The organism is Streptosporangium pseudovulgare, from assembly GCF_014648055.1.
In the GTDB taxonomy this organism is placed as follows: Bacteria; Actinomycetota; Actinomycetes; order Streptosporangiales; family Streptosporangiaceae; genus Streptosporangium; species Streptosporangium pseudovulgare.
Map to the genome: position 1 here is coordinate 36,249 of NZ_BMQJ01000013.1, position 25,972 is coordinate 62,220.

The window sequence follows — 25,972 nt, forward strand, 5'->3', positions numbered from 1 at the left end:
GTTCGAGCCGCATCGCCATGATGATCGCCTGGAAGGGCCTGGCCTGCGGCGACCGCGAGGCCGCCGCCGTCCTGGTGGCGCTGGTCCACGTCTTCCTCGCCTGGCGCCGCGGGTTCGCCCCCGCTGCCCGGCGAAGGACACGGTACGTCAGAGCCCGATCAGGAACATGACTCCTGCAATGATCAGTCCGGCTTCGACCAGGTGGACGAAGACGCGGTCGCTGATGCGGTCGACGATCTTCTTGCCGGTCCAGGCTCCGGCGAGCGTGACGGGGGTCAGGACGATGCCGTAGAGCAGGACCGTGCCGGTGAGCAGGTCTCCGGCGCCGTAGGCGGCGAGCTTGGTCAGGTGCATGGTGAGGGCGGCGGTGGCCTCGGTGCCGATGTAGGCGGCCCGGGTCAGGCCGTAGGCGAGGAAGAACGGGGCGGTCAGCGGGCCGACCGAGCCCAGCAGAGCGGAGCCGAGCCCGGAGGCGGCGCCGACGGCGATGAAGGCGTGATCTCCGGGCTTGCGCGGCGCGGGGCGCAGCCGCCGCCAGATCACCACGCCGATCAGGAACACCCCCAGGGCGCGTTTGAGGGGGGCGAGCGGGGCGTGCGCGAGGAACAGCCCGCCGGCCAGGGCGGAGGGGACCGCGCCCAGGGCGAACCAGCCGATCAGGCGCCGGTTGAGATGGTGACGGTTGAGCCAGACCCGGCCGGCGTTACTGGACAGCTGGGTGAGGGTGAGCATCGGGACGGCGAAGCGCAGCCCGAACAGCGCGGTGAACACCGGCAGCAGCAGCACACCGCCGCCGAACCCGGCCACCGCCGACAGCAGGGCCAGGGCGAATGCCGCACTCGAAGCGATCAGTAATGACGTGAGGGTGGTCATGGACGCGTGGAAGGCCACAGGCCGATCTTTCCCCAGGGGAGCCCGTGCCGGGGGAGTGCGTCCTGTCCGGGCCCCCACATCAGCCTGTGCCAACCAGGCACCATCCGGCGTCGCTCTCGCGAACCATCCATATTCGGGCCGGTGGCACGTTCGCTGACGGCACCCGAAGACGGGCCGCCCCGGTAAGTCCGGGACGGCTCCTGTCCGTACGAGCCCGGCCGGTGCGGGCCTTTCAGGCGGGGCCGGTCAGCAGCCGGCCCATCCCGGCCAGCACGCTCGGCTCGACCCGGTAGTACACCCAGGTGCCCCGCCGCTCGGAGGCCAGCAGGCCGGCCTCCTTCAGCTTCTTCAGGTGGTGGGAGACGGTCGGCTGGGACACCCCGACGTCGGAGATGTCGCACACGCACGCCTCGCCGCCGGGAGCGGAGGCCACCGCCGAGAACAGGCGCAGCCGCACCGGGTCGCCGAGCGCCTTGAACATCGCCGCCGTCCGCTCGGCCTCTTGGGCGGTGAGCGTGCGTTCGGTCAGTGGCGGGCAGCACGGCACCACCGCCTCAAGCTCCAGCACCGGCAGCGTCCGCGCATTCGACATGCATCTATTTTGACACACATCGAACCAGGCTGCGAGAGCCGGCCGGTGCGGTACGCCGTGGCCGGCCTGGACCGGCCGCCTCCGATCACCGCGACCTTGCCTTGCTCCATGGCCGAACCCTTCCCCATATCGATGAATGTCTATGTTGACGCTTATCGAATCAGGTGCCATGCTGGCCGCGCAACTCATAGATGAATGTCGAATCAGAGGAGACGCCGTGACCACGCCCGCCGCGAAGCCGCCCGTTGTCGTGATCGGAGCCGGTCCCATCGGCCTGGCCGCCGCCGCCCACCTGGTCGATCGTGGCCTCGACCCGCTGGTGCTGGAGGCCGGCCCCGCCGCCGCATCAGCCGTCCGCCAGTGGTCGCACGTGCGGTTGTTCTCCCCCTGGAGCGAGGTCGTCGACCCCGCCGCCGAGAAGCTGCTCGCCCCGACCGGCTGGATCCGTCCCGACGGCGCGGCCTACCCGACCGGCGGGGGCTGGGCCGAGCAGTACCTGCAGCCGCTCGCCGACGCCCTCGGCGACAAGGTCCGCTACACCACCACCGTCACCGGCGTGGCCAGGGCCGGGCGTGACCGCGTGGTCGACTCCGGCCGCGACGAGCAGCCCTTCACCGTGCACGTACGCACCGCCGACGGCCGCGAGGAGCGCATCGGAGCCCGCGCCGTCATCGACGCCTCCGGCACCTGGACCACCCCGAACCCGCTCGGCGGCGACGGACTGCCCGCGCTCGGGGAGAAAGCCGCGGCCGACCGCATCTCCTACCGCGTCCCGGACCTGCGCGACCCCGCCGTACGCGCCCGATATGCCGGGCGGCGCACCGCGGTGGTCGGCTCCGGGGCCTCGGCCTTCACCGCGCTGGCCGCCCTGGCGGACCTCGCCGAGCAGGAGCCGGGCACGCACGCTCTCTGGATCCTGCGACGCGGCATCGGCGCGGCCACCTTCGGCGGGGGCGATGCCGACCAGCTTCCCGCCCGCGGCGCCCTCGGCCTCGCCGCCAAGGCCGCCGTCGAGGCCGGTCACGCCGCCGCGGTCACGGGCTTTCGCACCGCCGCCGTACAGCGGGACGGCGAGAGCCTGGTCCTCGTCGCCGACGACGGCCGGGCCACCGAGCCGGTCGATGAGGTGATCGTGCTGACCGGCTTCCGCCCCGACCTGTCGTTCCTGAGCGAGATCCGCCTCGGCCTGGACGAGCGCCTGCAGGCCCCCCTCGCGCTGGCGCCGCTGATCGACCCCAACGTGCACTCCTGCGGCACCGTCTACCCGCACGGAGTCAATGAGCTGTCCCACCCCGAGCGGGGCGTCTACCTGGTCGGCATGAAGTCCTACGGCCGCGCCCCGACATTCCTGGCCATGACCGGATACGAGCAGACCCGCTCCATCGCCGCCGCCCTGGCCGGTGACCGTGAGGCCGCCGAACGCGTCGAACTCGTCCTACCCGAGACCGGGGTGTGCGGCGGCTCCGGCCTGTTCGACCAGCCCGACGCGGCACAGGCCTCCGGCGGCTGCTGCGGGACCCCGGCCACGCTGCAGATCGGTATCGGCGCTCCCGCCTCCGGCCGCTCCAGCCCCCGAGCCGCGACGCGCAGCGTCGCAATGAGCCCGTGAGGGGGCGCCGGTGTCTGGACTGAGGAGCGCAGGAGCGCAGCGACGGAGTGACGAGGGAAGACGCCGGGTTCCAGCCCCCGAGCCGCGACGCGCAGCGTCGCTGTGAACACAGTGAGGGGGCGCCGGTGTCTGGACTGAGGAGCGCAGGAGCGCAGCGACGGAGTGACGAGGGAAGACGCCGGGCTTCAGCCCCCGAGCCGCGACGCGCAGCGTCGCTGTGAACACAGTGAGGGGGCGCCGGTGTCTGGACCGAGGAGCGCAGGAGCGCAGCGACGGAGTGACGAGGGAAGACGCCGGGTTCCAGCCCCCGAGCCGCGACGCGCCAGCGTCGCAATGAGCCCGCGAGGGGGCGCCGGTGTCTGGACTGAGGAGCGGAGGAGCGGAGCGACGGAGTGACGAGGGAAGACGCCGGATCAAGAGCCCCCGAGCCGCGACGCGCAGCGTCGCCATGAACACAACCCCCGAGCCGCGACGCGCTAGCGTCGCCATGAGCAGGGTAGGGAAACCGCCGTGACCGAACTTCGCCAGAGCAATCCCGCGGAACCAGGCATCGTACGGCGGCGCAGGGGTCGCGGGTTCAGCTACCACTATTCCGACGGCAGGCCCGTGCGCGACCGCCGTGCCCTCGACCGGATCCGGGCGCTGGTGCTTCCGCCCGCCTGGACCGACGTGTGGATCTGCCGATGGCCCGACGGGCACATCCAGGCGGTGGGCACCGACACCGCCGGGCGCCGCCAGTATCGCTACCACGACGACTGGCGCAGGGAGCAGGACCGGCTGAAGTTCGACCGGGTGCTGGAGATGGCCGAGCGGCTGCCCACGTTCCGTGAGCGGGTGGCCGAGCACCTGGGGCAGCGGGGGTTGACGCGTGAGCGGGTGCTGGCGGCCGCGGCCCGGATGCTCGACATCGGCTTCTTCCGGGTCGGTGGGGAGGCGTACGAGTCGTTCGGGCTGGCCACGCTCCGGATGGAGCACGTCGCCTGCTCGGCGGGTCGCGTCGTCTGCTCCTACCCGGCCAAGGGCGGCAAGCAGCGGGAGGTGGAGATCATGGACGCGGACGTGTGCAAGGTGGTCACCGCCCTGCACCGGGCCGCGGAGGAGGGGGAGCTGCTGCGCTACCAGGACGGTTCCCGCTGGGTGGATGTGCGCAGCGACGACATCAACGCCTACCTGCGTGAGACGCTGGAGACCGAGGTGTCGGCCAAGGACTTCCGTACCTGGCACGGGACGGTCCTGGCCGCCGTGGGCCTGGCGGTTTCCGCCCGCGCCCGGTCCAGGACCGGCCGGAGGCGGGCGATCAGCCGGGTGGTGAACGAGGTGGCGGGTTACCTGGGCAACACCCCGGCCGTCGCCCGCGCCTCCTACATCGACCCGCGTGTCATCGAGGCGTACGAGAGGGGCCGGACCGTCGGGCCGGCGCTCGGAAAGCTCGGCGCGGACGCAGCCTTCGGGCAGCTGGCCACGCACGGCGGCGTGGAGCAGGCGGTGATCTCCCTGCTGCGGGACTCGGCCCGGGAGGGCTCCCGCAGGAAGGCGCGGCGCGGGGGCGGCCGGCGCGGGGGCCGTGTGAAAACCGAGGGCCGTGTCAGAACCCGGAACCGCGTGAAGGACGAGGCCACGTCAAAGCCGAGGGCCGCATGACATATGAGGGCCGTATGAGCGCGGGGGCCGCATGAAAGGCGGTGACGCGGGCAGGGAGCCGGTGAACGAGGGAGAGAGGTGATCTCGATGCCGGCACGGAAGGAAATGCCGTCCACCATCCAGCGTTCTCCCAAGAAGGCGCAGGAGACCTGGAGCAAGGCCCATGACTCGGCGGTGGAGACCTACGGTGAGGGGGAGCGGGCGCATCGTACGGCGTTCGCGGCGCTGAAGCACTCCTTCGAGAAGGTCGGCGACCACTGGGAGGAGAAGTCCCGCAAGGGGCCCTCCGACTCCCAGGCGGCCAAGAGCACTCCCAAGCGCGGCAAGACCGCCGAGGGGGTCGACGCCAAGGCGTCCAAGCAGCACCTGTACGAGGTCGCCAAGCGCCTGGACGTGCCCGGCCGCTCCTCGATGAGCAAGGAGGAGCTGGTGGACGCGATCAAGAAGGCCAACCGGAAGGCCACGGCGAAGTCCCGCTGAGGGAACCGGATGCCCGCGTGACGGCCGCGTGTCGTTCACGCGGGTCTCCATGTTGAGGAGATTCTTTTCCTTCCCCGCTATAAATCACACACCGCCGGATATGGGGACTCCGTGTGCCGACAGGCTCGGTACGCCGAAGTGATCGCGACACGGAAGGGAATGACGTCATGACGGACGTGTCGAGCATGGGGTCGCAGCCGGGTGACGAGCGTCCGACGCTGACGAATCGGCAGGGACACCCGGTCTATGACAACCAGAACCAGCGCACGATCGGCGCGCGGGGCCCGGCGACCCTGGAGAACTACCAGTTCCTGGAGAAGATCAGCCACTTCGACCGGGAGCGGATCCCGGAGCGGGTGGTGCACGCCCGGGGGACGGTCGCCTACGGCTTCTTCGAGGCGTACGGCAAGCTGGGTGACGAGCCGATCAGCCGGTTCACCAGGGCGAAGCTCTTCCAGGAGGAGGGCAAGCGCACCGACGTCGCCGTGCGTTTCTCCACGGTGATCGGCGGCCGCGACTCCTCGGAGGCTGCGCGCGACCCGCGCGGGTTCGCGGTGAAGTTCTACACCGAGGACGGCAACTGGGACCTCGTCGGCAACAACCTGGCCGTCTTCTTCATCCGGGACGCCATCAAGTTCCCCGACGTGATCCACGCGCTCAAGCCGGACCCGGTGACGTTCCGGCAGGAGCCCAACCGGATCTTCGACTTCATGTCGCAGACGCCGGAGTGCATGCACATGCTGGTGAACCTGTTCAGCCCGCGGGGCATCCCGGCCGACTACCGGCACATGCAGGGCTTCGGGGTCAACACCTACAGGTGGGTCAACGCCGAGGGTGTGACGCACCTGGTGAAGTACCACTGGATGCCCAAGCAGGGCGTGCGGAGCATGACGGCGGCGGACGCGGCGGCCGTGCAGGCCAAGGAACTGGGCCACGCCACCAAGGACCTGCGCGACTCCATCGACCGCGGTGAGTTCCCCGAGTGGGAGCTGCTGGTGCAGATCATGTCGGACGACGAGCATCCCGAGCTGGACTTCGACCCGCTGGACGACACCAAGGTCTGGCCGGAGAACGAGTTCCCGGCGCTGCCGGTCGGCCGGATGGTCCTCAACCGCAGTGTGCGGAACAACTTCGCCGAGAACGAGCAGATCTCCTTCGGCACCGGCGTGCTGGTCGACGGGCTCGACTTCTCCGACGACAAGATGCTGGTCGGCCGGACGTTCTCCTACAGCGACACCCAGCGCTACCGGGTGGGGCCGAACTACCTGCAGCTGCCGGTGAACCAGGCGAAGAACGCCAAGGTGCGGACCAACCAGCGCGACGGCCAGATGACCTACTACGTCGACGGCGAGGGGGAGAACCCGCACGTCAACTACGAGCCGTCCATCACCGGCGGGCTGCGTGAGGCGCAGTACCCGACCCGCGACGAGCAGGGGCCGGTCGTCTCCGGGCGGCTGACCCGCAAGCGCATCCCGCGGACCAACGACTACGCCCAGGCCGGTCAGCGCTACGCGCTGATGGAGCAGTGGGAGCGCGACGACCTGGTGCTGAACTTCGTCACCATGCTGTCGCAGGCCGAGCGTCCCATCCAGGAGCGCATGGTCTGGCACTTCCTGATGGTCGACGACGACCTGGGTCTGCGCGTCGGCGAGGGGCTGGGCATCGGGCCGGAGGACGTCGCCCACCTGGAGCCGCTGGCCACCCAGGACCTGAGCGAGGAGGAGCTGGAGCGGCTGTCCAACCTGGGCAAGAACGGGCCGCGTGACGTGAGCGGCCTGAAGATGACGCACGGCGTGCCCAACGAGCGGGCGCGGATGGCCGAGACGGCCTGACGGCCTGACGGCCGCCGGATTCGGCGCCCGGACGCGGAGTCCGGGCGCCGGGTTTCGCGGGTTCCGCGGGGTTCCACGGCGTTTGCCGCCATCGCGCCGGGGCAGTTGGTTCCGGTGCCCGAAGCCCCCCACCTCCAGAGGTTCGTGCCGCCCGCCCAGGACCTGCGGGTCCGCTGGCGGCTGTCGGCGACGGAGTTCCTGTTCACACCGCTGCTGATGGTGCTCGGATTCGTCGGGCTGGCCGCGGTGTCCGTCTTCGCCGACATCGCCCTGTCGAGGTCGCATGGGGCCGTGCACGACCTCTTCCTCCGGCTGTTCCCGCACGCCAACCTGCTCAGGATGCTGAGCGTGATCGCCTCGGGTCTGGTGACGGTGACCACGCTCACGCTGTCGGCGCTGCTGGTGGCGATCTCCCACACGTCCACCTCGGTCGCGCCGGTGGTCTTCGACCAGTTCCTGCGGCGCAGGGCCAACCAGGCGTACTTCGGCTACTTCGCGGGCTGCGCGACCTTCACCTATCTCGTGATGGCCGTCTCGCGCCCGGAGTGGATCGGGGTGGGGGCGATGCTGGCGGTCGTGCTGGCCGCCGGGGCGCTGGTCCTGCTGGTGTTCATGGGCTACGGCGTGATCGACCAGATGCGGCCCACCTCCGTGGTGCGTTCGATCCAGGACCTCGCCATCCGGGCCAGGCTGCGCCAGATGCCGCTGGTGGCGCGCTCCCGCCGCAGGCGGACGCTGGACGGCGAGCCGACCCCGGTGACCACCCGCGAGACGGGGTACGTGATCGACATCAGCACGGCCCGCCTGCAGGACCTGCTGCGCGGCACCGGGGAGGAGATCGAGGTGGAGTTCCGGGTGCGGATCGGCGACCTGCTCGCCTACGGAGACCTCGTCGCCCACATCCGGGGCGGGGACGCCGGTCGCCGTGCCCACGTCGCCGACAACGTCCTGTCCTGCGTCATGATCGACCGGTCCCGTAACGCCGGCGTCGACCCCGACCACGCCGTCGAGCAGCTCGGCCACGTCGCCTGGGCCGCCAACTCCACCCGGCAGAACCCCGACGTGGCGGTGGCGGCGATCGGGGCCCTGCGCGACCTGTCGGCCCGGTGGGCGGCGGCGGGCGTGCCCGACGCCGAGCTGTACGGCGGGCCGCTGCCGGTGGTCTACGAGGACGTGGCGCAGCGGCGGATCGTCACCGCGCTGGTGGACCTGGTGGTGGTCAGCACCTCCTCCCGGCAGCACCAGACGTGCGCCGCGGCGCTGTCCACCCTCGCCGACATCCTGCCGCAGCTGGAGGGCCGGGACCGCGACGTGGCGGTCAGGAGCCTGCAACGGGCGCTGCCCGCGACGCTGTCGCACGTGGCGAGTGTGGAGATGGGGCACGGCCTGGCCAAGCTGCGGGCCACGCTGGACGCGATCGGCCGGGAGGACCTGGCCGACGAGGTGCGGGAGATGGGCCCGCGCCTGGCCAGGGAGAGCGGCCTGGGGGAGGAGGACGACATGCTCGACTCCCTCGACGACTCGACTCCGACCGGCCCGCTGTCCTTCCGGTTCCGCTGAGGAGGCGGGGCGTGAGCGGCGGGGCAGGGAAACAGCTGGCAAAGTAACGCGATTTTTCGCCTTAAAAGGTATGAATGTATCTCCTGTGGGCACGCGAGCCAGAAGCCAAGTTGCGAATCATCACGCCTTTCACCTTCATTGGATCGCCTATGTCTGGACAGGGCAACGTCGTGCCCATCATCCACTGGTCCCGCAGTTCCCTGTGCCTGGAGGAGGACCCGGAGCTCTTCTTCCCCGTCTCTTTCGAAGGCCCCGGCCGGGAACAGTGCGAGCAGGCCAAAGCCGTCTGCAACCGCTGCCCGGTCAAGCGGCGCTGCCTGGACTACGCCCTGAACACCCAGCAGATGTACGGGGTCTGGGGCGGCACCACCCCTGACGAGCGCAGGGCGCTCATGGCGGTGGTGCGCCGTAAGGCCAGGGCGGAGGCCGGGGCGGCCGCCCGGAGCTGACCCGCGCCCCCGGGCCGGTCCGCCGCCCCCGGCGGGATCGCCCTCCGCCGTCCCCGCCTCACGGACGAGACCCTCCGCACTCCGGGCCGGGCTCCCTCAGGCCGTCCCGCCGCGTGACACGTCCGGGCCGGTGAGTTCGGCCAGCCGTGCCGCGTTGCGCTGCGAGCCGTCACCCCAGTAGTTGTTGAAGAACACGTGAGTGGCGGCGGCCTCGGCGGACAGCAGCCGGACGTTCTCCGCCCACCGCGCCAGCTCCTCCTCGGAGTACAGGTAGGCGAAGCGCTCCTCCTTCGTCCCGCCCGCCCACCGGTCGGAGTGGCCGTGCAGGCGGACCACCGCCAGGTCGCCGGCGGTCACGGCCAGCACCGGCGGGACCGACGACGGATGTCCCTGGGGCATGTCGACGCAGACGTAGGGGATCTCGTGCGAGGCGAGGAACTCCAGGGTCTCCTCGCGGTTGCGCTCCGGCTCCATCCAGGTCCGGTTGCGGAACTCCACGCAGACGCGCATCGGACGGCAGCGCCGTACGCAGTCGAGGATGTAGCGCCGCTGGGCCGCCCCGATGGCGAACCACGGAGGGAACTGGAACAGGACCGCCCCCAGCTTGCCCGCCTCCTGCAGCGGCGCCAGCGCCGACAGGAACCGCTGCCAGACCTCCTCGGTGATCTCCGGGCCGACGTCGCGCAGGTAGAGGTTGTGCTTGGCCGTACCGACGCGGTCGCGCAGGTCGGCGTAGAGGGACCGGGGCGGGGTGGGGTGGTCGGTCAGCAGCGAGAACGCCTTGATGTTGAAGGTGAAGTCCGGCGGCGTCCGGTCCCGCCAGGCCTCCACCGTGCGCTGGGCGGGCGGGTGGTAGTAGGTGGCGTCCACCTCGACGATCGGGAACTGCGAGGCGTAGTAGGCCAGCCGCTCGGCCGGGGTGGAGACGTCCGCGGGATACCAGCCCGACTCCAGCAGCGACCGGTCGGTCCAGGAGGCCGTGCCGACCAGGATCCGGCCCGGCCCGGACCGCCGGGCGGCGGGCGGCGGGGCGGCGTGCGGGAAGGAGGGCGGTGTCGTCATGCCCGCATCCCTGCCCCGCGGCGCGGCTCCGTCACCCGTCGCGGCGGCCCCATCGGACGCCTTCCCCCACCACGGCCGCGGCGGCCGGCCCGGCGCCCGGGACACCGGGCCGGGCCGTCCGGCGAGGACGGGACGCCGCGGTCACGGCCGCTTGCCGACCCCGGTGCTCAGCTCGCCGGTCCGCGCCGGGCCGCCGGTCTCCGCCGACAGCGGCGGCGTCGCCATGCCCTCGACGCCCCGCAGGCCCTCGAACAGCTCCCGCAGCGCGTCGACCGCCGTGTGGCGGGGCTGCCAGCCCAGCTCGGCGCGGGCCCTGGTGACGTCCATGATCGGCATCTTCAGCACCATGTCCACCAGGGCGGGTGAGGCGGGGATCAGCCGCGCGTACCAGGCGGCCGCCGCGGTCCCCCTGAGCACCCAGTCGGGCACCGGCAGCAGCCGGGCGCCCAGCAGCTCGGCCAGCGTCGACGGCTCGACGACCGGTTCGGCGGCGAGGTTGAAGGCCCCGGAAACCGGCCGGGTGACCGCGAGCCGGAACGCCTCACCGGCGTCCTCGCCGTGCACCGCCTGGAACCTCAGGCCCGGGTTGTCCGGGACGAAGGGGATCAGGCCGGGCCGTACGAGCCGCTGGGGGATGAACGGCCCGCCGAACAGCCGCCGCTGCTCGGTCGCCGCCTCCCGCTTGAAGACGAAGCCCGGCCGCATCCGCACCACCCGGGTGCCGGGATGGTCCCGTTCGAAGATGTCGAGCACCCGCTCCACGTAGGCCTTCTCCCGGCCGTAGGCGGCGCCGGGCCAGCCGTTGGTGGGCCAGTCCTCGCCGACCGGCCGGTTCTTCGGGCCGGGGGAGTAGGCGCCCACCGAGGAGGAGTAGACCAGGGCGGGGACCTTCTGCCGGGCGGCCGCCTCGAACACCCGGATGCTGCCCAGCACGTTGGACCGCCAGGTCGTCACCGGGTCCCGGGTCGGCTGGAACAGCCACGCCAGGTGCACCACGGCGTCCGCTCCCGCCAGGTGCGTGTCCAGGTCGCCGGTGGAGACGTCCACCGAACGCCATGTCGTCTTGTCGGGACTCCAGTCCGGGATCCTCCGGGCCAGGCCGACGATGGATGTGACTTCGGGATCGGCCGCCAGGGCGGACACCGTGCTGGTGCCCACGTTCCCGGTGGCGCCGACGACTACTACGCGCATATGTACGGGAATGCCCTGGCCTGTGCGGTCGAACCCGTACCGGGTGATGGCTTTGCCGTATGCGGCAGGACGGCAGAGCCTCGCCGCGCGGAGCCCCGGCACGCGGCGGGCGGGTGGTGCTTTCCGATCGGAGGGGCGGTGCTTCCCGGCTGGGGGAGGGTGGCGCGGGATCTCCGGGCGGGGATGTGCCAGCCTGGGAGCATGGCGACAGCACGGTGGAACGGCGAGATCATCGCGCGGAGCGACGACACCCGGATCGTGGAGGGCAACCACTACTTCCCGATCGAGTCGGTGTTCCCGCAGTACCTGAGGCCGTCGGAGACGACCACGGTCTGCCCCTGGAAGGGCACGGCGAACTACTACACGCTGGAGGTGGACGGAAAGCAGAACCCCGACGCGGCCTGGTTCTACGCCGAGCCCAAGCCCGAGGCGGCCCAGATCAAGGACCGGGTGGCCTTCTGGAGAGGCGTGGAGGTCACCGACTGAGGCCCGGGCGTCCGGTTCCCGGGCCGTGACCGGCTCGCGGGCCGTACGGTCCCGGGTGTTCGTTCTCCGGGCCATGACCGGCCCGTGGGCCGTACGGTCCCGGGTGTTCGTTCTCCGGGTTCGTTCTCCCGGCCGTGACCGGCCCGCGGGCCGTACGGCCCCGCGCATCCGTTCTCCAGGGTCCGTTTCCGGGCCCTGACCGGCCCCTGGGCACCTGCCGCCCCGGCCCCGCCGCGCGCCGGGGCGGTCCTCCCGCGCGGGGGAACCGGGACGGGTGAGGGTTTGAAACCCGCCGCTGAGGAACTGTCGGTGTATGGATGCATTCGCTCATGTCGATGCCTACTGGCGGGCGGCCAACTACCTGTCGGTCGGGCAGATCTACCTGCTCGGCAACCCGCTGCTGTCCGAACCGCTCCGGCCCGAGGACATCAAGCCCCGGCTGCTGGGCCACTGGGGCACCACACCGGGGCTGAACTTCTGCTTCGCCCACCTCAACCGGATCATCACCGAGCGCGACCAGGACATGATCTACATCGTCGGCCCAGGGCACGGCGGCCCGGCGGCGGTCGCGCACGCCTGGCTGGAGGGCACCTACACCGAGAAGTACCCCCACATCCGGCAGGACGCCGAGGGGATGCGGCGGCTGTTCCGGCAGTTCTCCTTTCCCGGCGGCATCCCGAGCCACGTCGCCCCCGAGGTGCCCGGCTCCATCAACGAGGGCGGCGAACTGGGCTACTCGCTGGCCCACGCCTTCGGCGCGGCCTTCGACAACCCCGGCCTCGTGGTGGCCTGCGTGATCGGCGACGGCGAGGCCGAGACCGGCCCGCTGGCCGCGAGCTGGCACTCCAACAAGTTCCTCAACCCCGCCCGGGACGGCGCCGTCCTGCCGATCCTCCACCTCAACGGCTACAAGATCGCCAACCCGACGATCCTGTCCCGCATCCCCGAGGAAGAGCTCGTCAAGCTCATGGAGGGGTACGGCTACCGCCCGCACGTCGTCGCCGGCGACGACCCGGCCGCCATGCACCCGCTGATGGCCGAGACCCTGGACCGGGCCTTCGACGAGATCACCGAGTACAAGGAGGGCCGCGCCACCCGGCTCCCGATGATCATCCTGCGCACCCCGAAGGGCTGGACGGGCCCACGCGAGGTGGACGGCCTGCCGGTCGAGGGCACCTGGCGTTCCCACCAGGTGCCGCTGACCGGGGTGCGCGACAACCCCGAACACCTGCGGGCCCTGGAGGAGTGGATGCGCTCCTACCGGCCCGGGGAACTGTTCGACGCCGACGGGCGGCCCGTGCCGGAGGTGCTGGAGACGGTGCCCGCCGGACCGCTCCGGATGAGCGCCAACCCGCACGCCAACGGCGGCGAGCTGTTGCGCCCGCTCATGCTGCCCGACTTCCGCGACCACGCCGTCATGGTGAAGTCCCCGGCGACGCAGCTCACCGAGCCGACCCGCGTGCTGGGCGGCCTGCTGCGCGAGGTCATCGCCGCCAACCCCGCCGACTTCCGGCTGATGGGGCCGGACGAGACCGCCTCCAACCGGCTGTCGGCCGTCTTCGAGGTCACCGACCGGGCCTGGGACGCCCGGATCCTCGACACCGACGAGAACCTCGGTCCCGACGGCCGGGTGATGGAGGTGCTCAGCGAGCACCTGTGCCAGGGCTGGCTGGAGGGCTACCTGCTGACCGGCCGGCACGGGCTGTTCAACTGCTACGAGGCGTTCATCCACATCGTCGACTCGATGTTCAACCAGCATGCCAAGTGGCTGGAGTCGTCGCAGAAGATCCCCTGGCGGCGGCCGGTCGCCTCGCTGAACTACCTGCTGTCGTCGCACGTCTGGCGCCAGGACCACAACGGCTTCAGCCACCAGGACCCCGGTTTCCTCGACGTGGTGATGAACAAGAAGCCCTCGGTGGTGCGGATCTACCTGCCGCCGGACGCCAACACCCTGCTGTCGGTCGCCGACCACTGCCTGCGCTCGCGCGACTACGTCAACCTCGTCGTGGCGGGCAAGCAGCCGGTGCTGGACCTGTTCACCATGGAGGAGGCGATCGCGCACTGCACCCGGGGGCTGGGCATCCTGGAGTGGGCCTCCACCGACGACGGCTCCGAGCCCGACGTGGTCCTGGCCTGCGCCGGGGACGTGCCGACGCTGGAGACCCTGGCCGCCGCCGCGCTGCTGCGCGAGCACCTGCCCGAGCTGCGGGTACGGGTGATCAACGTCGTGGACCTGATGCGGCTGCAGCCGGAGTCGGAGCACCCGCACGGCATGTCCGACACCGAGTTCGACACGCTGTTCACCACCGACAGGCCGATCATCTTCAACTTCCACGGCTACCCGCTGTCGATCCACCGGCTCACCTACCGCCGCAACGGCCACGACAACATCCACGTGCGGGGCTACAAGGAGGAGGGCACCACCACCACGCCCTTCGACATGGCGATGCTCAACGACATCGACCGCTACCACCTGGTCATGGACGTCATCGACCGGGTGCCCGGGCTCGGCGCCACCGCCGCCCACCTGCGCCAGCGGATGGCCGACGAGCGCCTGCGCGCCCGCGCCCACACCCGCGAGTACGGCGAGGACCCCGCCGACATCCGCGACTGGGTCTGGCCCTACTGACCCGCCGGCCGCCGGGGACGGTCGCTCCGGACCGCCCCCCGGTGGCCCCGCCGTACGGTAAATCCGCCATCAACGCCGTCCGAACAGCGGAAATACAGCGGGAACACCTTCCGGAACCTCCTTTTACGGTGAGTTAACCGCCGGATGAGTTCCGCGTCACACGCGGCCGGTCCGCGGGAGACGACCGGCGCCGTCGGGCGACCGTTCTTGGAGGTTAACCGTATGGATGTGAAGGACTCCGCGTTGCGGGCCGAGCTGGACAGGCGGCTCGTCACCCTCGAACGCGACGAGTCGGGCGACCCGGCGCACGCGCCCCTCGCCGCGGCCGACCTGTGGCTGCTGGCCGCCATCGTCGTGGCCCTCACGGTCGCCGGGTGGGTGATGGCGTGATGTCGGCCGGCGAAGACGTCGCCAAGGAGGCGACCTTCGGCTCGCTGCCCGTGCTGCGCAGCGAGCGGGTCTGGAACTTCACCGACTTCACCTGGGTGAACGTCGGCCTGGCCATCGCGACGTGGGCGTTCCTCGTCGGCGGCTCCACGGCCGCGCTGGTGGGCTTCCAGAAGGGCCTGGCGGCGATGATCATCGGCAACGCCATCGGCGTCGCCGTGATGCTGCTGGGCAGCGTCGTCTCCAGCCAGCGCTACGGCGTGGAGCAGTACACCCTGTTGCGCAGCGTGTTCGGGTTCGGCGGGGTCGCCGTCCTGGTGTTCACCGTCGTGCTCTTCACCGAGATGGGCTGGTCGGCGCTGCTCGGCGTGATGTTCGGGCGGGCCACCACGCAGGTCTCCAACCAGGTGTTCGGCACCGACATCGGCCCCAACGCGCTGCCGGTGACCATCCTGGCCCTCATCGCGCTGGCGATCGCCTGGATCGTCCTGGCCAAGGGCCCGCTGACGATGCGGTTCCTCAACCGCATCGTCTCGCCCGGCCTGGCCCTGTTGACCGTCGGCATGATCGTGCTGGTGCTCACCAAGACCTCGTGGAACGACCTGCTGGCGGCCAAGCCGCTGAACCCGTTCCCCAGCGAGGGGCTGAACTTCGCCCTCGCCGTCGAGTTCAACCTCGGCGTCGGCCTGTCGTGGTGGCCGGTCATGGGCAGCCTGGCCCGCCTCACCGACCGCCCGCGCAGCGCCCTGTGGCCGGGCTTCATCGGCCTGTTCGGCGCGACGATCGTGGCCCAGGTCGTGGGCATGGCGGCCGCGCTGACCCTCGGCGACCCCGACCCCACCGTGTGGATGGTCCCCCTCGGCGGCAAATGGCTCGGCATGCTGGCGCTGCTGTTCATCGCCTTCGCCAACCTCACCAGCCTCACCTCCATCGTCTACTCGACCTGCCTCGCGTTGCGGCAGGCCGGCGGCGAACTGCTGGCGAGATTCCGCTGGGAATGGCTCACCGGAGGCTTCTTCCTCCTCCCGGCGATCATCAGCTTCTGGCCGAACCTGCTGTACGACCGGTTCCTGGTGTTCGTCACCTGGAGCGGCGCCTTCCTCGCGGCGATCTGCGGCACGGTCATCGCCGACTACTTCGTGGTGCGCCGCCAGCGGCTGGACCTGCGCGGTCTGTACGCGCACCGCGCCGCCAGCCCGTACCACTTCACCGGCGGGTTCAACCTGTCCGGGCTGATCTCCACCGCGCTGGGCGCCGTCGCCTACGTGGTGCTGTACAACCCGCAGACCCTCGACACGCTGCCCGCCTTCAACTGGCTCACCGCCTCGGTGCCCGCCGTGGTCGTCGCCGCGGTCGCGCACGTCGTCCTCAGCCGCACGCTCAACCGCCGGCACCTCGCCCCGGCCGTCGCCGGAGCGGTCCCCGTCACCACGCAGAAGGAGTCCTGATGCCCAGAACCGCCATGGCGGCCGTGCACGACGGCCGCGGCAACCGCCTGGAGATCAAGGAGATCCAGGTGGCCGACCCGGGCCCCGGTGAGGTCCTGGTACGGCTCGGCGCCTCCGGCGTGTGCGGCTCCGACCGGCACGTCCTCGACGGCGAGTGGAACCTGCCCTCCCCGACGGTGATGGGTCACGAGGGCGCCGGCACCGTGGAGGCGGTCGGCGAGGGCGTCACCGGCCTGGCCCCCGGCGACAGCGTCATCCTGTCGTGGTACTACCCCTGCCGCCGTTGCCGCGCCTGCGCGGCCGGCAAGGCGTGGGCGTGCACCGGCACCCGGGCGCCCGAGTGCCTGCTGCCCGACGGCACCACCCGGCTGCGTGACGGCGACGACGTCGTCTACCCCTACCTCGCCGTGGGCACGATGAGCGAGTACACCGTCGTGCCCGAGTCGGCCGCGGTCCGCATCCCCTCCGACGTGCCGTTCGACGTCGCCAGCCTCATCGGCTGCTCGATCACCACCGGCGTCGGCGCGGTCGTCAACAACGCCAGGGTCCCCGCCGGCTCCTCGGCCGTCGTCGTCGGCTGCGGCGGCGTGGGCCTGGCGGTGATCATGGGCCTGGCGCTCGCCGGGGCCCACCCGATCATCGCGGTGGACACCGCCGAGGAGAAGCTGGCCGCCGCCCGCTCGTTCGGCGCCACCCACACCCTGCGCGCCGGTGACGACGTCGCCGCCCAGGTGGCCGAGCTGACCGGCGGCGGCGCCGACTACGCCTTCGAGGTGATCGGCCGCGTCGAGACCATCGAGACGCTGCCGTCGCTGCTGGCGCCCGGCGGCGTCGGGGTCCTCGTCGGTCTGCCGCCCGAGGGCACCAAGGCCGGCATCGACGTGCTGGAACTGGCCGAGGCGGGCAAGACCCTCATCGGCTCCAACTACGGCGGAGCCGTGCCGAGCCTGGACTTCCCCCGGCTGGCCGAGCTCTACCTCGCGGGTAAGCTGCCGCTGGACTCGCTCATCTCGCACCGCGTCCGGCTCGACGAGGTGAACGAGGCGTTCGACGCGATGCGCGACGGCACCCGCACCCGCAGCGTCATCGTCTTCGACTGACGCCACTCCCGCCCGCCGCGGGGCGGCGCGGACCGGATGCTCCCCCGTCCGGCCGGCCACCCCGCGGCGGGCGTCCCTCCTCCGGCCCCCGCGAGGGGCGCCGGTGTCTGGACTGAGGAACGCAGGAGCGCAGCGACGGAGTGACGAGGGAAGGCGCCGGGTCTGAGCCCCCGAGCCGCGACGCGCAGCGTCGCAGTGAACACAGTGAGGGGGCGCCGGTGTCTGGACTGAGGAACGCAGGAGCGCAGCGACGGAGTGACGAGGGAAGACGCCGGGCTTGAGCCCCCGAGCCGCGACGCGCAGCGTCGCAGTGAACACAGTGAGGGGGCGCCGGTGTCTGGACTGAGGAGCGCAGGAGCGGAGCGACGGAGTGACGAGGGAAGACGCCGGACCGAGAGCCCCCGAGCCGCGACGCGCAGCGTCGCAATGAACACAATCCCTCGACCGACCGGAGGATCGGAGACCATGACCGCGATCACCACCCCGCCCAGGTCCGGCGCGCCCGGCGCGGTCACCGTCGGAGCCGTCCAGCTCCAATCGGCGCACGGCGACGTCGCCGCCAACCTGGAGGCGATCGAGGACCTCGCCGCGGCGGCCGCCGCGGCCGGTGCGCGGGTGGTCGTGACCCCCGAGATGGCCCTGACCGGCTACCTGTGGTCCTCCGAGGAGCACGTACGGCCCTTCGCCGAGCCCGTGGACGGGCCGTCGGTGCGCCGGCTCACCCGGCTGTGCCGTACCACCGGCGCCTGGATCGTGCTCGGCATGCCCGAACTCGACCCCGAGCTGGGCACCCTGCACAACACGTGCGTGCTCATCGGCCCGGGCGGGCCGGTCGGCTCCTACCGCAAGACGCAGGCGTTCGTCGCCGACCCCCTGTGGGCGGTGGACGGCCACCTGCCGCCGCCGGTGTGGGACACCCCCGCGGGCCGTGTCACGCCGCTGATCTGCGCCGACGTCGACTATCCCGAGCCGGCCCGGTACGCCGCCCTGCGCGGCGCCGACTGGATCGCGCTGCCCACCGCCTGGGTGGCCGAGCCCGGCCCCAGCGCCACCTGGCGGCTGCGCGCCTGGGAGAACGGCCTGCCGCTGGTAGCCGCCGACCAGGCCGGAGCCGAGACCCTCGCCGGCAACTCCTTCCAGTTCAGCGGCGGAAGCTGCGTGCTCGACCACACCGGCGCCGTTGCCGCCGCCCTGGACGACGGCCCCGGGTTCGTCACCGCCACCCTCGACCTGACCGCCGCGGCCACCGCGCGCCACCGGCGGCTGGCCGCCCGGCGTCCCGCGGAGTACGGCCTGCTGGCCCGCTCGACCGCCTGGCCGCGCGCCGAGCGCGAGGCGCTGACCACGCCGCCCGGCGGCCTGCCCCTGCCCGGCGGCGGAGCGGAGACTGGGACCGTTCCTGAGGGCGCGACGGGGAACAGGGACGCGGCCGAGGCCGGGATCGCGCCCGGGGACGGGGCGTCCGTGGGCGTCGCCGTACTGGCCGGGCCCGCCGGTGACCTGCCCGCCCCGCCCGAAGGCACCGACCTCGCCGTGCTGCCCGCCTTCCATCTGACCGGCGGCGTCCCCGACCCGGGCCGGGCCCGGGCCGTGCTGGAGGAACTGCGCGCCTGGTGCGAACGGCACCGCTGCGACGCGGTGACCGCGCTGGCCGTACCCGGTGACGACGGGAGCGGCGCCGGAAGCGCGGAGAGCGCGGAGAGCTCGGACGGTGCGGACGGCCGGCGGGGTCCGGTCCGGTACGCGGTCACGCTCGTCACCCCCGGCGGTGAAGCCGCCCGCCGCCACGTCACCCACCTGGGCGCGCACGCCGCCTGGGCCGAACCCGGCGAAGAGCCTCCGACGGTCGTCACCCGGCCGTGGGGATCGCTCGGGCTGCTGGCGGGGGAGGAGCTGGAACCCTTCGAACCCTCGCGGGCGCTCGCGGTGCTCGGCGCCGACGTCCTCGCGGTGCCCGCCGCGGTGGACTGGCCTTACCCGGTGCCCTTCCCCGGCACCCGGGTGCCGCTTAACCCGGCCACGCTGCGCGGTCCCGAGCCCGCCTTCGCCCACCCCGCCCGGCTGCGCGCCGGCGACTCCCACGTCTGGATCGCCCTGGCCAACGCCGGCACGACACCCGGCGGCGTCTTCGGCCCCGACCACGTCACGGTGCCCCGAAAGGAGGCGCTGAGCACGGGGATAGGCTGGACGAAGCTGCGATGCGCGGTGCGGGGCACGGACGGCGCGGGGGAGGCGTGCGCGGTGAAACCGCAGCTGGCACGGCGCCGGACCGACCTGTTCGGTGCGGAGATGCTGCGACGGCCCCGCTGACCGGCGGCCGCCCCGGCGGCCGCGCGGAGGACGGTGGAAAGCCATGGCGGTGACGATCCGGCGGCTGCTGGCCAACGCCCGCCTCGGACTGCGGGTGGTCCTGGGCCACGAAGGGCTCGACCAGCCGGTGCGCTGGGTGGCGGTGTCCGAACAGCCCGACCCCACACCCTGGCTCGACGGAGCCGAACTACTGCTGACCAGCGGCATGTGGCTGCGCGACCAGGACGACCCCGCCGCGGCGGCCGAACGGTGGGCGACCCGGCTCGCCGAAGCCGGGGCCCGCGCCGTCGGCTTCGGCCTCGACCCCTGGTTCACCGAGGTCCCCGCCGAAGTCGTCCACGCCACCCGCCGCCACCGGCTGACGCTGATCGAGGTCCCGCGCCGCACGCCGTTCGTCGCGGTGGACCGGGCCGTGGCCGACCTGAACGCCGCAGAGGCGCGGCGCGAGGCCGAACAGGCCAGGAAGGTGCAGCAGCAGCTCGCCGAGGCCGGATACGCCGGACGGCAGGCCGTGGCCGACCGGCTGGCGCGGGAAATGCACGGCTGGGTCGCCGTACTGGACGCCGGACACGCCGTGGCGCTGCGCGCGCCCGCCGGTGCGGGCCCCGCCGCCGAGGCGCTCACCGGACTGGCCCGCCAGGGCGACCGATCCGGACGGCACATCCTCCAGGTCGAGCTGGACGGCGTACCGGTGACCGCGGTCCCGCTGGGCCCGGCCCGCGAGCGGCGCGGCACACTCTGCGTCGGCGCGCTCTCGGTCGGCGAACGGCCCATGTGGGCCGCCGGGATCGTCGGTACCGCCGCCGCCCTGCTCACCGTGCTCGACCGGGGCGGCGAACGCGAACTGCGCCGGACGATCGCCGGGCTGCTGGCCGAGGGCGACGCCCGCTCGGCCGCGCGGGTGGCCGCCGCGGCCGACCTGCCGCTGCCCGAGGAGTTCGCAGCCGTCACGCTGGCCGGCTCCGGCCACCGCCGTGCCGCCGAGCGGATCGTGGCGGCCGGCGGCTGGGCGGCCGGCGACGGCCGGGTCGGCACGGTCGTGCTCGTCATCCCGGGATTCACCGAGGAACGGCTGGAGCCCCTGCTCGGCGGCGCCCGCGCTGGGATCGCCGCGCCCAGGCCGCTCGACGAAGTCCCGGCCGGCATCCGCGAGTCCGGCCTGGCCGCCGAGCTGACCGGCCCGGACCGGCCGGCGGTGCGCTACGCCGACACGCCCGTGATGGAGCTGGACCGGCTGCTGGCCTCACCCGAGGCGGAGCGGTTCACGGCCGCGCTGCTCGCACCCGTGACCGAGACGGCCGACGGCGAGACGCTGATCGCCGCCGCCCGGGCATGGGTCGAGGCCAACCACCACTGGGACCCCGCCGCGGCCGCGGCCGGCGTGCACCGCGAGACGCTGCGCGCCCGGCTGCGCCGCCTGGCGAAACTGACCGGCCTGGACCTCGACTCGCCCACCGACCGTCTCGCCCTCTCTCTTCTCATGGCGACGCTGGCGCGTCGCGGCTCGGGGGCTTGAGTCCGGTGTCTCTGTGTTCATGGCGACGCTGTGTTAATGGCGACGCTGGCGCGTCGCGGCTCGGGGGCTCTCGGTCCGGTGTCTTCCCTCGTCGTTCGCTCGCTGCGCTCGCTCTCTCCTCAGTCCAGACACCGGCGCCCCCTCGCTGTGTTCATGGCGACGCTGCGCGTCGCGGCTCGGGGGCTCTCGGTCCGGTGTCTTCCCTCGTCGTTCGCTCGCTGCGCTCGCTCTCTCCTCAGTCCAGACACCGGCGCCCCCTCGCGGCGTTCCCCGGTCCAGACAACGGCGCCCCCTTGCGGGTTCGACGTGGAAGTCGGGCTGGGGCGGGTAGGAGCGGGTGATGTTGTTCATCTTCGGTCTTCGTACCGCGATCCAGCGGCTTGGCATGGTCACTCTCGTCTGCCGTAACTGCGGCAACACCGCGGCTCAGGCGCTGGTGAAGCGGGTGACGAAGTTCAGCCTGTTCTTCATTCCGATCTTCCCGGTGCGGAAGAGCTACATGATGCAGTGCACCTACTGCGGGGCGGCCTACGACGTCTCCCGGGACGAAATGGACCGCCTTCGTCGGGGCGTCGGGGTGCCCCTGCGCTGATATCCGCTGTGTTCATGACGACGCTGTGTTGATGGCGACGCTGCGCGTCGCGGCTCGGGGCTGTGCTGATGGCGACGCTGCGTGTCGCGGCTCGGGGCTCAGACCCGGTGTCTTCCCTCGTCGCTCCGTCGCTCCGCTCCTCCGCTCCTCAGTCCAGACACCGGCGCCCCTCGCGGTCTCCTCGGTCCAGACGTCGGCACCCCCTCGGGGGTTTTCCGGTGGCTTGGATACGTAAAGTTCCCGATGCGCGGGGCGGTGCGGGGACTTACCGTCTGCGGGGTCGAGAACCCCCAGGCAAGGTGAGCCCATGCGCGTGCTGACCGTGTTCCTCTCCGCGTTCCTGTCCACCGTCGTGTCGTCCGCGGCCCTCACCGTCTCCGCGGTGGAGCCCGCCGCGGCCGTGACCAAGCCGCCGCCCGCCCAGACCGACGTCGTCTACCAACGGGCCTCCTTTCCCGCCGGTGTCGCCGAGGGTGTGACGGCCGGCAACACCCTGGCCTTCGCCTCCGCCGCCGGAACCACCTCCTACACCGACGCCCTGGGCACCCGTACCTGGGAGTACGCCCGCTGGACCGGCCCTGAACGGCAGGTCGGCTTCGCCGCGACCGAGCTGGTCGCGTCCTGGACCGCCGACACCCCGGCCGGGAGCTGGGTGCAGGTCGAGATGCGCGGCCGCAACGCCGCCGGACTGAGCAAGTGGTACGTCATGGGCCGCTGGGCCTACGGCGAGGGTGACATCCGCCGCACCTCGGTCCCCGGCCAGGGCGACGCCGACGGCACCGTCTCGGTCGACACCTTCGTCGCCGCGTCGGGCCGGCCGATCACCGCCTACCAGCTGCGCGTCACGCTGCACCGCACGCCCGGCTCCACCGTGACGCCTGTCGTACGGAGCCTGGGCGCTATGGCCTCGGCCGTCCCCGAGCGCAAGCGCGTGGCGGCCAGTCCCGGTGGCCGGGCGTGGGGCATCGAGCTGAAGGTGCCGCGCCGTTCCCAGAACGTCCACAAGGGCCACTACCCCGAGTGGGACGGCGGCGGCCAGGCGTGGTGCAGCCCGACCTCCACCACGATGGTGCTCGGCTACTGGGGCGCCTGGCCCAGCAAGGAGGACACCTCCTGGGTGGACCCGTCCGACCCCGACCCCGAGGTCGACCACGCCGCCCGCCACACCTACGACCACGCCTACGAGGGGGCGGGCAACTGGCCGTTCAACACCGCCTACGCCGGGCGGTACGGGATGGAGGGCTTCGTCACCCGGCTGCGGTCGCTGACCGAACTGGAGCGCTTCATCGCCGCGGGAATCCCGGTGATCACCTCCCAGTCGTTCAAGGAGAACGAGCTGCCCGGTGCCGGCTACGGCACCGACGGCCACATCATGGTGATCGTCGGGTTCACCGCCACCGGCGACGTGATCGCCAACGACCCCGCCTCACCGAGCGACGACGCGGTGCGCCACGTATATCCCCGGGGCGACTTCGAGAATGTCTGGCAGCGCAGCACCAGCAGCGGCGGCATCGTCTACGTCATCCACCCGCCGGGTCAGGCCCTGCCCGCCACCGTGCCGGGTCTGCCCGCCAACTGGTGAGAGGACCCTCCACCCGGGAATCCGCGCGGTGAGCCCCGCGGATTCCCGGGCACCCGCCACCCGGCCTCCCAACGATTTCCAAGGCCGGTACGGGGTAGTGCCGGCTGCTGAGAACAATGGGAGCATCGGGGGAATTCATGACGAGGTTTACTGGCAAGCGCATCCTCATCACCGGCGGCACCAGTGGTATCGGCCTTGCGGGTGCCCGGCGGATCGCCGAGGAGGGTGGCCGGCTCATCCTCACCGGCACGACTCCGCAGCGGATCGCCGACGCGCGAGAGATGCTGCCGACGGCGCTGATCCTGGACAACGACGCTGGCGCGTCCGATGGCGCCGAAGAACTCGCGGCCACCGTGGCGAAGGAAGGGGGCCTCGACGGATTGTGGCTGAACGCCGGCTACGCCAGGACGTCCCCGGTGGAAGAGGTCGACGCCGATTTCTTCGACCGGATGATGAACACCAACGTCCGCGGCCCGGTGCTACAACTGGCGCGGCTGTCCGAGCACCTCAATCCGGGCGCGTCGGTTGTGGTCACCTCCTCTACCTCGACCTATGAGGGTGCCGCCGTGGCCAGCGTTTATGCCGCCACCAAGGGCGCGCTCGTAGCGGTGGCCCGTGGCTGGGCGAGCGCGTTGGCGCCGCGCAGCATACGCGTGAACGTACTCGTCCCGGGGGCGATCGACACCGGTTTTCGAAGCTTCATGAGCGAGGAGGTTCGTCAGACCTTCGAAGCCGATGTCATCGGCCGCGTGCCGCTTGCCCGGGTCGGCAAGCCGGAGGAGGCGGCAGCCGTGGCGCTGTTCCTGCTCTCCGACGATTCCACCTATGTCACCGCGAGCCAGTACGCCGTCGACGGCGGTCTCAGCAAGCGTTGACCACTCCCAGCGGAGGAAGCGGCTCGGCTGCGACGCCGGCGAGCTCACCGTCCTGACCGGCCACCTCACTGAACACGGCCTCGTCATGGAGATGCTCGCCGGACCGACGCCCTGGCGGTGCCCGAACTCGCCCGGCTCGCCCGCACACCAGCGAGAAGATCGGCACGTGCTCAGCGCGGACGTCCGCGTACCCGCCCTCGGTAGTCTGGTCGGGCGTCGCCTATTCCTGCCATGGCATGCCGAGGCAGGAATATCATCGCCATATGGCGATTGACGATGATGCCGGCCGCTGCGTCAGCGCCGACATCGCCGCCGGCATCTCCCCGGCGGCGGCCCTGTTCCACTCCCTGGCCGATGAGAACCGGCTGCGCATCGTGGCCCGGCTCGCGCGCGGCGAGGCCCGGGTGGTCGACCTGGTCGGCGAGCTCGGCCTGGCCCAGTCCACGGTCTCCAAGCACCTGGCCTGCCTGCGCGACTGCGGCCTGGTCGACCACCGCGCCGAAGGCCGCCAGTCCTTCTACTCCCTGACCCGCCCCGAGCTGATGGACCTGCTCGCCTCGGCCGAGCATCTGCTGGCCGCCACCGGCCACGCCGTGGTGCTCTGCCCCGTCCACGGCACCCGGCACGGCACCACTCACGGCGCGGCCGACGCGCGCGGCGCGCTGCGGGCCGAACTCGATCACGACCTGGAACACCTCGACCGGCAGGCAGGCGAGATCGAAGGGAAGACGGCGTCGTGACCACGCTCAACCTGCCCGCCCCGGACCGGCGCACCGTACTGCGGCGCCGCATCCGGCCGCCGGTCGCGGCCAAGGAAGGTCGCGACGCCTGGGGCGGGGACGCCTGCCGCGCCGCGCCTGCCACCACCCTGTCCGGTGGCCCGGTGCCCGGCAGCACGGCTTCCGAGGCCGGCGGCTGTGCCGACGACCGCTGCTCGCCCGGTCGGCAGAACCATCGTGACGTGCCGCACGCCGTTGCCGTGATCTCCCGGTGGTGCCCGTGACGGATCCTCTCCGACCGGCGGCTCGATGGCGCGGCTGGGCGGCGATCACGCCTGGTCGCTTCTACTACGGCGGGCAGATCGGCACAGTCGGCATGCACGCCCATCACGCCGTGCAGCTCCTGATCGGCGACGGGTTCGTTCTCCGGGGCGCCGACGGCGCCGAGCACACCATGACGGCCGCGCTCATCCCGGCGAACACTCCCCATGCCGTCGTGCAGGGCACGGCCGACGGCCTGCTGGCTCTCATCGACCCGGCCCATGCCTGGCCCGTGCTGGACCGGGACCACGTGTCGTCGTCGGCCGGCTGGCGCGTCCGTCTGGAGGTTCCCGCCGGCCGCGACCAGCCCACCCTGCAGGCGCTCGTCGACCACCTGGCCGGGGCGGCCACGCCGGGCCCCCGCCATCCCGCGCTGATTCATGCCACTGAGGTCATCGCGGCCACGCTGCCCGCGCGCATCCGGCTCGCCGAGATCGCACGCGCCGTGCACCTGTCAGAAAGCAGGCTGTCCCACCTGTTCACCAGCGAGCTCGGCCTGCCGTTCCGGCCGTACGTGCTGTGGATGCGGCTGCGGGCGGCGCTGTCCTCCCTGTCGGAAGGCGCGACGCTCACCGAGGCCGCACACACGGCGGGATTCGCCGACGCAGCCCATCTGACCAGGGTGGTTCGCCGGATGATGGGTCAGGCGCCCTCCAGCCTGGCAGCCGGCGTGCGATGGCTGACGTAGCAGGTTCGTTCAAGCCAGGCCACCGCCGCG

At 72.0% G+C, this 25,972-nt stretch carries 24 protein-coding genes; 20 read left to right on the plus strand and 4 right to left on the minus strand.

Features of this window, described 5'->3' with window-relative positions; genetic code table 11:
* Positions 1 to 20 precede the first annotated feature (20 nt).
* Entirely contained in the window at positions 21 to 170 is a 150-nt protein-coding gene (locus tag IEZ10_RS24260; protein ID WP_189248825.1) for a hypothetical protein, read from the plus strand.
* Here IEZ10_RS24260 and IEZ10_RS24265 read toward each other — a convergent pair.
* Together IEZ10_RS24265 and IEZ10_RS24270 are read right to left on the minus strand one after the other, a co-directional pair.
* The gene (locus IEZ10_RS24265) at positions 148 to 873 is read right to left on the minus strand and encodes a sulfite exporter TauE/SafE family protein (protein ID WP_189248826.1); all 726 of its coding nucleotides are present in this window, start codon (positions 871 to 873) and stop codon (positions 148 to 150) included. The genes IEZ10_RS24260 and IEZ10_RS24265 overlap by 23 nt on opposite strands.
* A gap of 232 nt (positions 874 to 1,105) precedes the next feature.
* Complete coding sequence (locus IEZ10_RS24270; RefSeq protein WP_189248827.1) at positions 1,106 to 1,465, minus strand: ArsR/SmtB family transcription factor; 360 nt, start codon at positions 1,463 to 1,465, stop codon at positions 1,106 to 1,108.
* Between the two features lie 217 nt (positions 1,466 to 1,682).
* On the opposite strand from IEZ10_RS24270, the gene IEZ10_RS24275 reads away from it, so the two are divergent.
* The 6 genes from IEZ10_RS24275 (at position 1,683) to IEZ10_RS24300 (ending at position 9,036) form a co-directional block, all read left to right on the plus strand.
* Positions 1,683 to 3,074, plus strand: a complete 1,392-nt coding sequence (locus tag IEZ10_RS24275) for an NAD(P)-binding domain-containing protein (RefSeq protein WP_229811596.1) — start codon at positions 1,683 to 1,685, stop codon at positions 3,072 to 3,074.
* Between the two features lie 510 nt (positions 3,075 to 3,584).
* Positions 3,585 to 4,715 carry a DNA topoisomerase IB gene (locus IEZ10_RS24280; protein WP_189248828.1) on the plus strand — a complete coding sequence of 377 codons (1,131 nt, stop codon included), beginning with the start codon at positions 3,585 to 3,587 and terminating at the stop codon, positions 4,713 to 4,715.
* Between the two features lie 87 nt (positions 4,716 to 4,802).
* On the plus strand, positions 4,803 to 5,195 hold the full coding sequence (locus tag IEZ10_RS24285) for a ChaB family protein (protein ID WP_189248829.1): 393 nt from the start codon (positions 4,803 to 4,805) through the stop codon (positions 5,193 to 5,195).
* A 167-nt stretch (positions 5,196 to 5,362) separates the two neighbouring features.
* Positions 5,363 to 7,027, plus strand: a complete 1,665-nt coding sequence (locus tag IEZ10_RS24290) for a catalase (RefSeq protein ID WP_189248830.1) — start codon at positions 5,363 to 5,365, stop codon at positions 7,025 to 7,027.
* A 114-nt stretch (positions 7,028 to 7,141) separates the two neighbouring features.
* The gene (locus tag IEZ10_RS24295) at positions 7,142 to 8,587 is read left to right on the plus strand and encodes a DUF2254 family protein (protein WP_189248831.1); all 1,446 of its coding nucleotides are present in this window, start codon (positions 7,142 to 7,144) and stop codon (positions 8,585 to 8,587) included.
* A 149-nt stretch (positions 8,588 to 8,736) separates the two neighbouring features.
* Entirely contained in the window at positions 8,737 to 9,036 is a 300-nt protein-coding gene (locus IEZ10_RS24300; protein ID WP_189248832.1) for a WhiB family transcriptional regulator, read from the plus strand.
* A gap of 96 nt (positions 9,037 to 9,132) precedes the next feature.
* Here the strand turns inward: IEZ10_RS24300 and IEZ10_RS24305 are convergent, their stop codons facing one another.
* Complete coding sequence (locus IEZ10_RS24305; protein ID WP_189248833.1) at positions 9,133 to 10,098, minus strand: DUF72 domain-containing protein; 966 nt, start codon at positions 10,096 to 10,098, stop codon at positions 9,133 to 9,135.
* A 141-nt stretch (positions 10,099 to 10,239) separates the two neighbouring features.
* On the minus strand, positions 10,240 to 11,289 hold the full coding sequence (locus IEZ10_RS24310; RefSeq protein ID WP_189248834.1) for an NAD-dependent epimerase/dehydratase family protein: 1,050 nt from the start codon (positions 11,287 to 11,289) through the stop codon (positions 10,240 to 10,242).
* A 201-nt stretch (positions 11,290 to 11,490) separates the two neighbouring features.
* Here IEZ10_RS24310 and IEZ10_RS24315 point away from each other — a divergent pair, with 201 nt between their 5' ends.
* The 13 genes from IEZ10_RS24315 (at position 11,491) to IEZ10_RS24375 (ending at position 25,942) form a co-directional block, all read left to right on the plus strand.
* Positions 11,491 to 11,775 carry a DUF427 domain-containing protein gene (locus IEZ10_RS24315; protein WP_189248835.1) on the plus strand — a complete coding sequence of 95 codons (285 nt, stop codon included), beginning with the start codon at positions 11,491 to 11,493 and terminating at the stop codon, positions 11,773 to 11,775.
* 313 nt (positions 11,776 to 12,088) lie between these two features.
* Positions 12,089 to 14,404: a phosphoketolase family protein gene (locus tag IEZ10_RS24320; RefSeq protein ID WP_189248836.1), complete on the plus strand. Its 2,316-nt coding sequence runs from the start codon at positions 12,089 to 12,091 to the stop codon at positions 14,402 to 14,404.
* Between the two features lie 222 nt (positions 14,405 to 14,626).
* Positions 14,627 to 14,794 (plus strand): hypothetical protein, encoded by a 168-nt coding sequence (locus tag IEZ10_RS24325; RefSeq protein ID WP_189248837.1) that lies wholly within the window; start codon positions 14,627 to 14,629, stop codon positions 14,792 to 14,794.
* Positions 14,779 to 16,239 carry a purine-cytosine permease family protein gene (locus IEZ10_RS24330; RefSeq protein ID WP_229811597.1) on the plus strand — a complete coding sequence of 487 codons (1,461 nt, stop codon included), beginning with the start codon at positions 14,779 to 14,781 and terminating at the stop codon, positions 16,237 to 16,239. The genes IEZ10_RS24325 and IEZ10_RS24330 overlap by 16 nt, the downstream gene beginning before the upstream one ends.
* Entirely contained in the window at positions 16,239 to 17,339 is a 1,101-nt protein-coding gene (locus tag IEZ10_RS24335) for an alcohol dehydrogenase catalytic domain-containing protein (RefSeq protein ID WP_189248838.1), read from the plus strand. Before IEZ10_RS24330 ends, IEZ10_RS24335 begins: the two co-directional genes overlap by 1 nt.
* A 465-nt stretch (positions 17,340 to 17,804) precedes the next feature.
* Positions 17,805 to 19,649 carry a nitrilase-related carbon-nitrogen hydrolase gene (locus IEZ10_RS24340; RefSeq protein WP_189248839.1) on the plus strand — a complete coding sequence of 615 codons (1,845 nt, stop codon included), beginning with the start codon at positions 17,805 to 17,807 and terminating at the stop codon, positions 19,647 to 19,649.
* Between the two features lie 43 nt (positions 19,650 to 19,692).
* Positions 19,693 to 21,165 (plus strand): PucR family transcriptional regulator, encoded by a 1,473-nt coding sequence (locus IEZ10_RS24345; protein WP_189248840.1) that lies wholly within the window; start codon positions 19,693 to 19,695, stop codon positions 21,163 to 21,165.
* 340 nt (positions 21,166 to 21,505) lie between these two features.
* A complete protein-coding gene (locus tag IEZ10_RS24350; protein WP_189248841.1) occupies positions 21,506 to 21,757 on the plus strand; it encodes a zinc ribbon domain-containing protein in 252 nt (83 codons plus the stop codon).
* 307 nt (positions 21,758 to 22,064) lie between these two features.
* Positions 22,065 to 23,339 (plus strand): C39 family peptidase, encoded by a 1,275-nt coding sequence (locus IEZ10_RS24355; RefSeq protein WP_189248842.1) that lies wholly within the window; start codon positions 22,065 to 22,067, stop codon positions 23,337 to 23,339.
* A 137-nt stretch (positions 23,340 to 23,476) separates the two neighbouring features.
* Complete coding sequence (locus IEZ10_RS24360; protein ID WP_189248843.1) at positions 23,477 to 24,214, plus strand: SDR family oxidoreductase; 738 nt, start codon at positions 23,477 to 23,479, stop codon at positions 24,212 to 24,214.
* Positions 24,215 to 24,477: 263 nt separating this feature from the next.
* Positions 24,478 to 24,954: an ArsR/SmtB family transcription factor gene (locus IEZ10_RS24365; RefSeq protein WP_189248844.1), complete on the plus strand. Its 477-nt coding sequence runs from the start codon at positions 24,478 to 24,480 to the stop codon at positions 24,952 to 24,954.
* Positions 24,951 to 25,217: a hypothetical protein gene (locus tag IEZ10_RS24370; protein ID WP_189248845.1), complete on the plus strand. Its 267-nt coding sequence runs from the start codon at positions 24,951 to 24,953 to the stop codon at positions 25,215 to 25,217. Before IEZ10_RS24365 ends, IEZ10_RS24370 begins: the two co-directional genes overlap by 4 nt.
* Entirely contained in the window at positions 25,214 to 25,942 is a 729-nt protein-coding gene (locus IEZ10_RS24375) for a helix-turn-helix transcriptional regulator (RefSeq protein WP_189248846.1), read from the plus strand. Before IEZ10_RS24370 ends, IEZ10_RS24375 begins: the two co-directional genes overlap by 4 nt.
* Positions 25,943 to 25,972: the final 30 nt, after the last annotated feature.

Bases quoted from the DNA above. Each gene is read 5' to 3' on its own strand.
- IEZ10_RS24340 (WP_189248839.1), top strand. From the start codon at position 17,805: ATGACCGCGATCACCACCCCGCCCAGGTCCGGCGCGCCCGGCGCGGTC.
- IEZ10_RS24365 (WP_189248844.1), top strand. From the start codon at position 24,478: ATGGCGATTGACGATGATGCCGGCCGCTGCGTCAGCGCCGACATCGCC.
- IEZ10_RS24360 (WP_189248843.1), top strand. From the start codon at position 23,477: ATGACGAGGTTTACTGGCAAGCGCATCCTCATCACCGGCGGCACCAGT.
- IEZ10_RS24345 (WP_189248840.1), top strand. From the start codon at position 19,693: ATGGCGGTGACGATCCGGCGGCTGCTGGCCAACGCCCGCCTCGGACTG.
- IEZ10_RS24320 (WP_189248836.1), top strand. From the start codon at position 12,089: ATGGATGCATTCGCTCATGTCGATGCCTACTGGCGGGCGGCCAACTAC.
- IEZ10_RS24335 (WP_189248838.1), top strand. From the start codon at position 16,239: ATGCCCAGAACCGCCATGGCGGCCGTGCACGACGGCCGCGGCAACCGC.
- IEZ10_RS24265 (WP_189248826.1), bottom strand. From the start codon at position 873: ATGACCACCCTCACGTCATTACTGATCGCTTCGAGTGCGGCATTCGCC.
- IEZ10_RS24270 (WP_189248827.1), bottom strand. From the start codon at position 1,465: ATGTCGAATGCGCGGACGCTGCCGGTGCTGGAGCTTGAGGCGGTGGTG.
- IEZ10_RS24355 (WP_189248842.1), top strand. From the start codon at position 22,065: ATGCGCGTGCTGACCGTGTTCCTCTCCGCGTTCCTGTCCACCGTCGTG.
- IEZ10_RS24310 (WP_189248834.1), bottom strand. From the start codon at position 11,289: ATGCGCGTAGTAGTCGTCGGCGCCACCGGGAACGTGGGCACCAGCACG.
- IEZ10_RS24350 (WP_189248841.1), top strand. From the start codon at position 21,506: ATGTTGTTCATCTTCGGTCTTCGTACCGCGATCCAGCGGCTTGGCATG.
- IEZ10_RS24305 (WP_189248833.1), bottom strand. From the start codon at position 10,098: ATGACGACACCGCCCTCCTTCCCGCACGCCGCCCCGCCGCCCGCCGCC.
- IEZ10_RS24285 (WP_189248829.1), top strand. From the start codon at position 4,803: ATGCCGGCACGGAAGGAAATGCCGTCCACCATCCAGCGTTCTCCCAAG.
- IEZ10_RS24325 (WP_189248837.1), top strand. From the start codon at position 14,627: ATGGATGTGAAGGACTCCGCGTTGCGGGCCGAGCTGGACAGGCGGCTC.
- IEZ10_RS24290 (WP_189248830.1), top strand. From the start codon at position 5,363: ATGACGGACGTGTCGAGCATGGGGTCGCAGCCGGGTGACGAGCGTCCG.
- IEZ10_RS24315 (WP_189248835.1), top strand. From the start codon at position 11,491: ATGGCGACAGCACGGTGGAACGGCGAGATCATCGCGCGGAGCGACGAC.
- IEZ10_RS24300 (WP_189248832.1), top strand. From the start codon at position 8,737: ATGTCTGGACAGGGCAACGTCGTGCCCATCATCCACTGGTCCCGCAGT.
- IEZ10_RS24260 (WP_189248825.1), top strand. From the start codon at position 21: ATGATCGCCTGGAAGGGCCTGGCCTGCGGCGACCGCGAGGCCGCCGCC.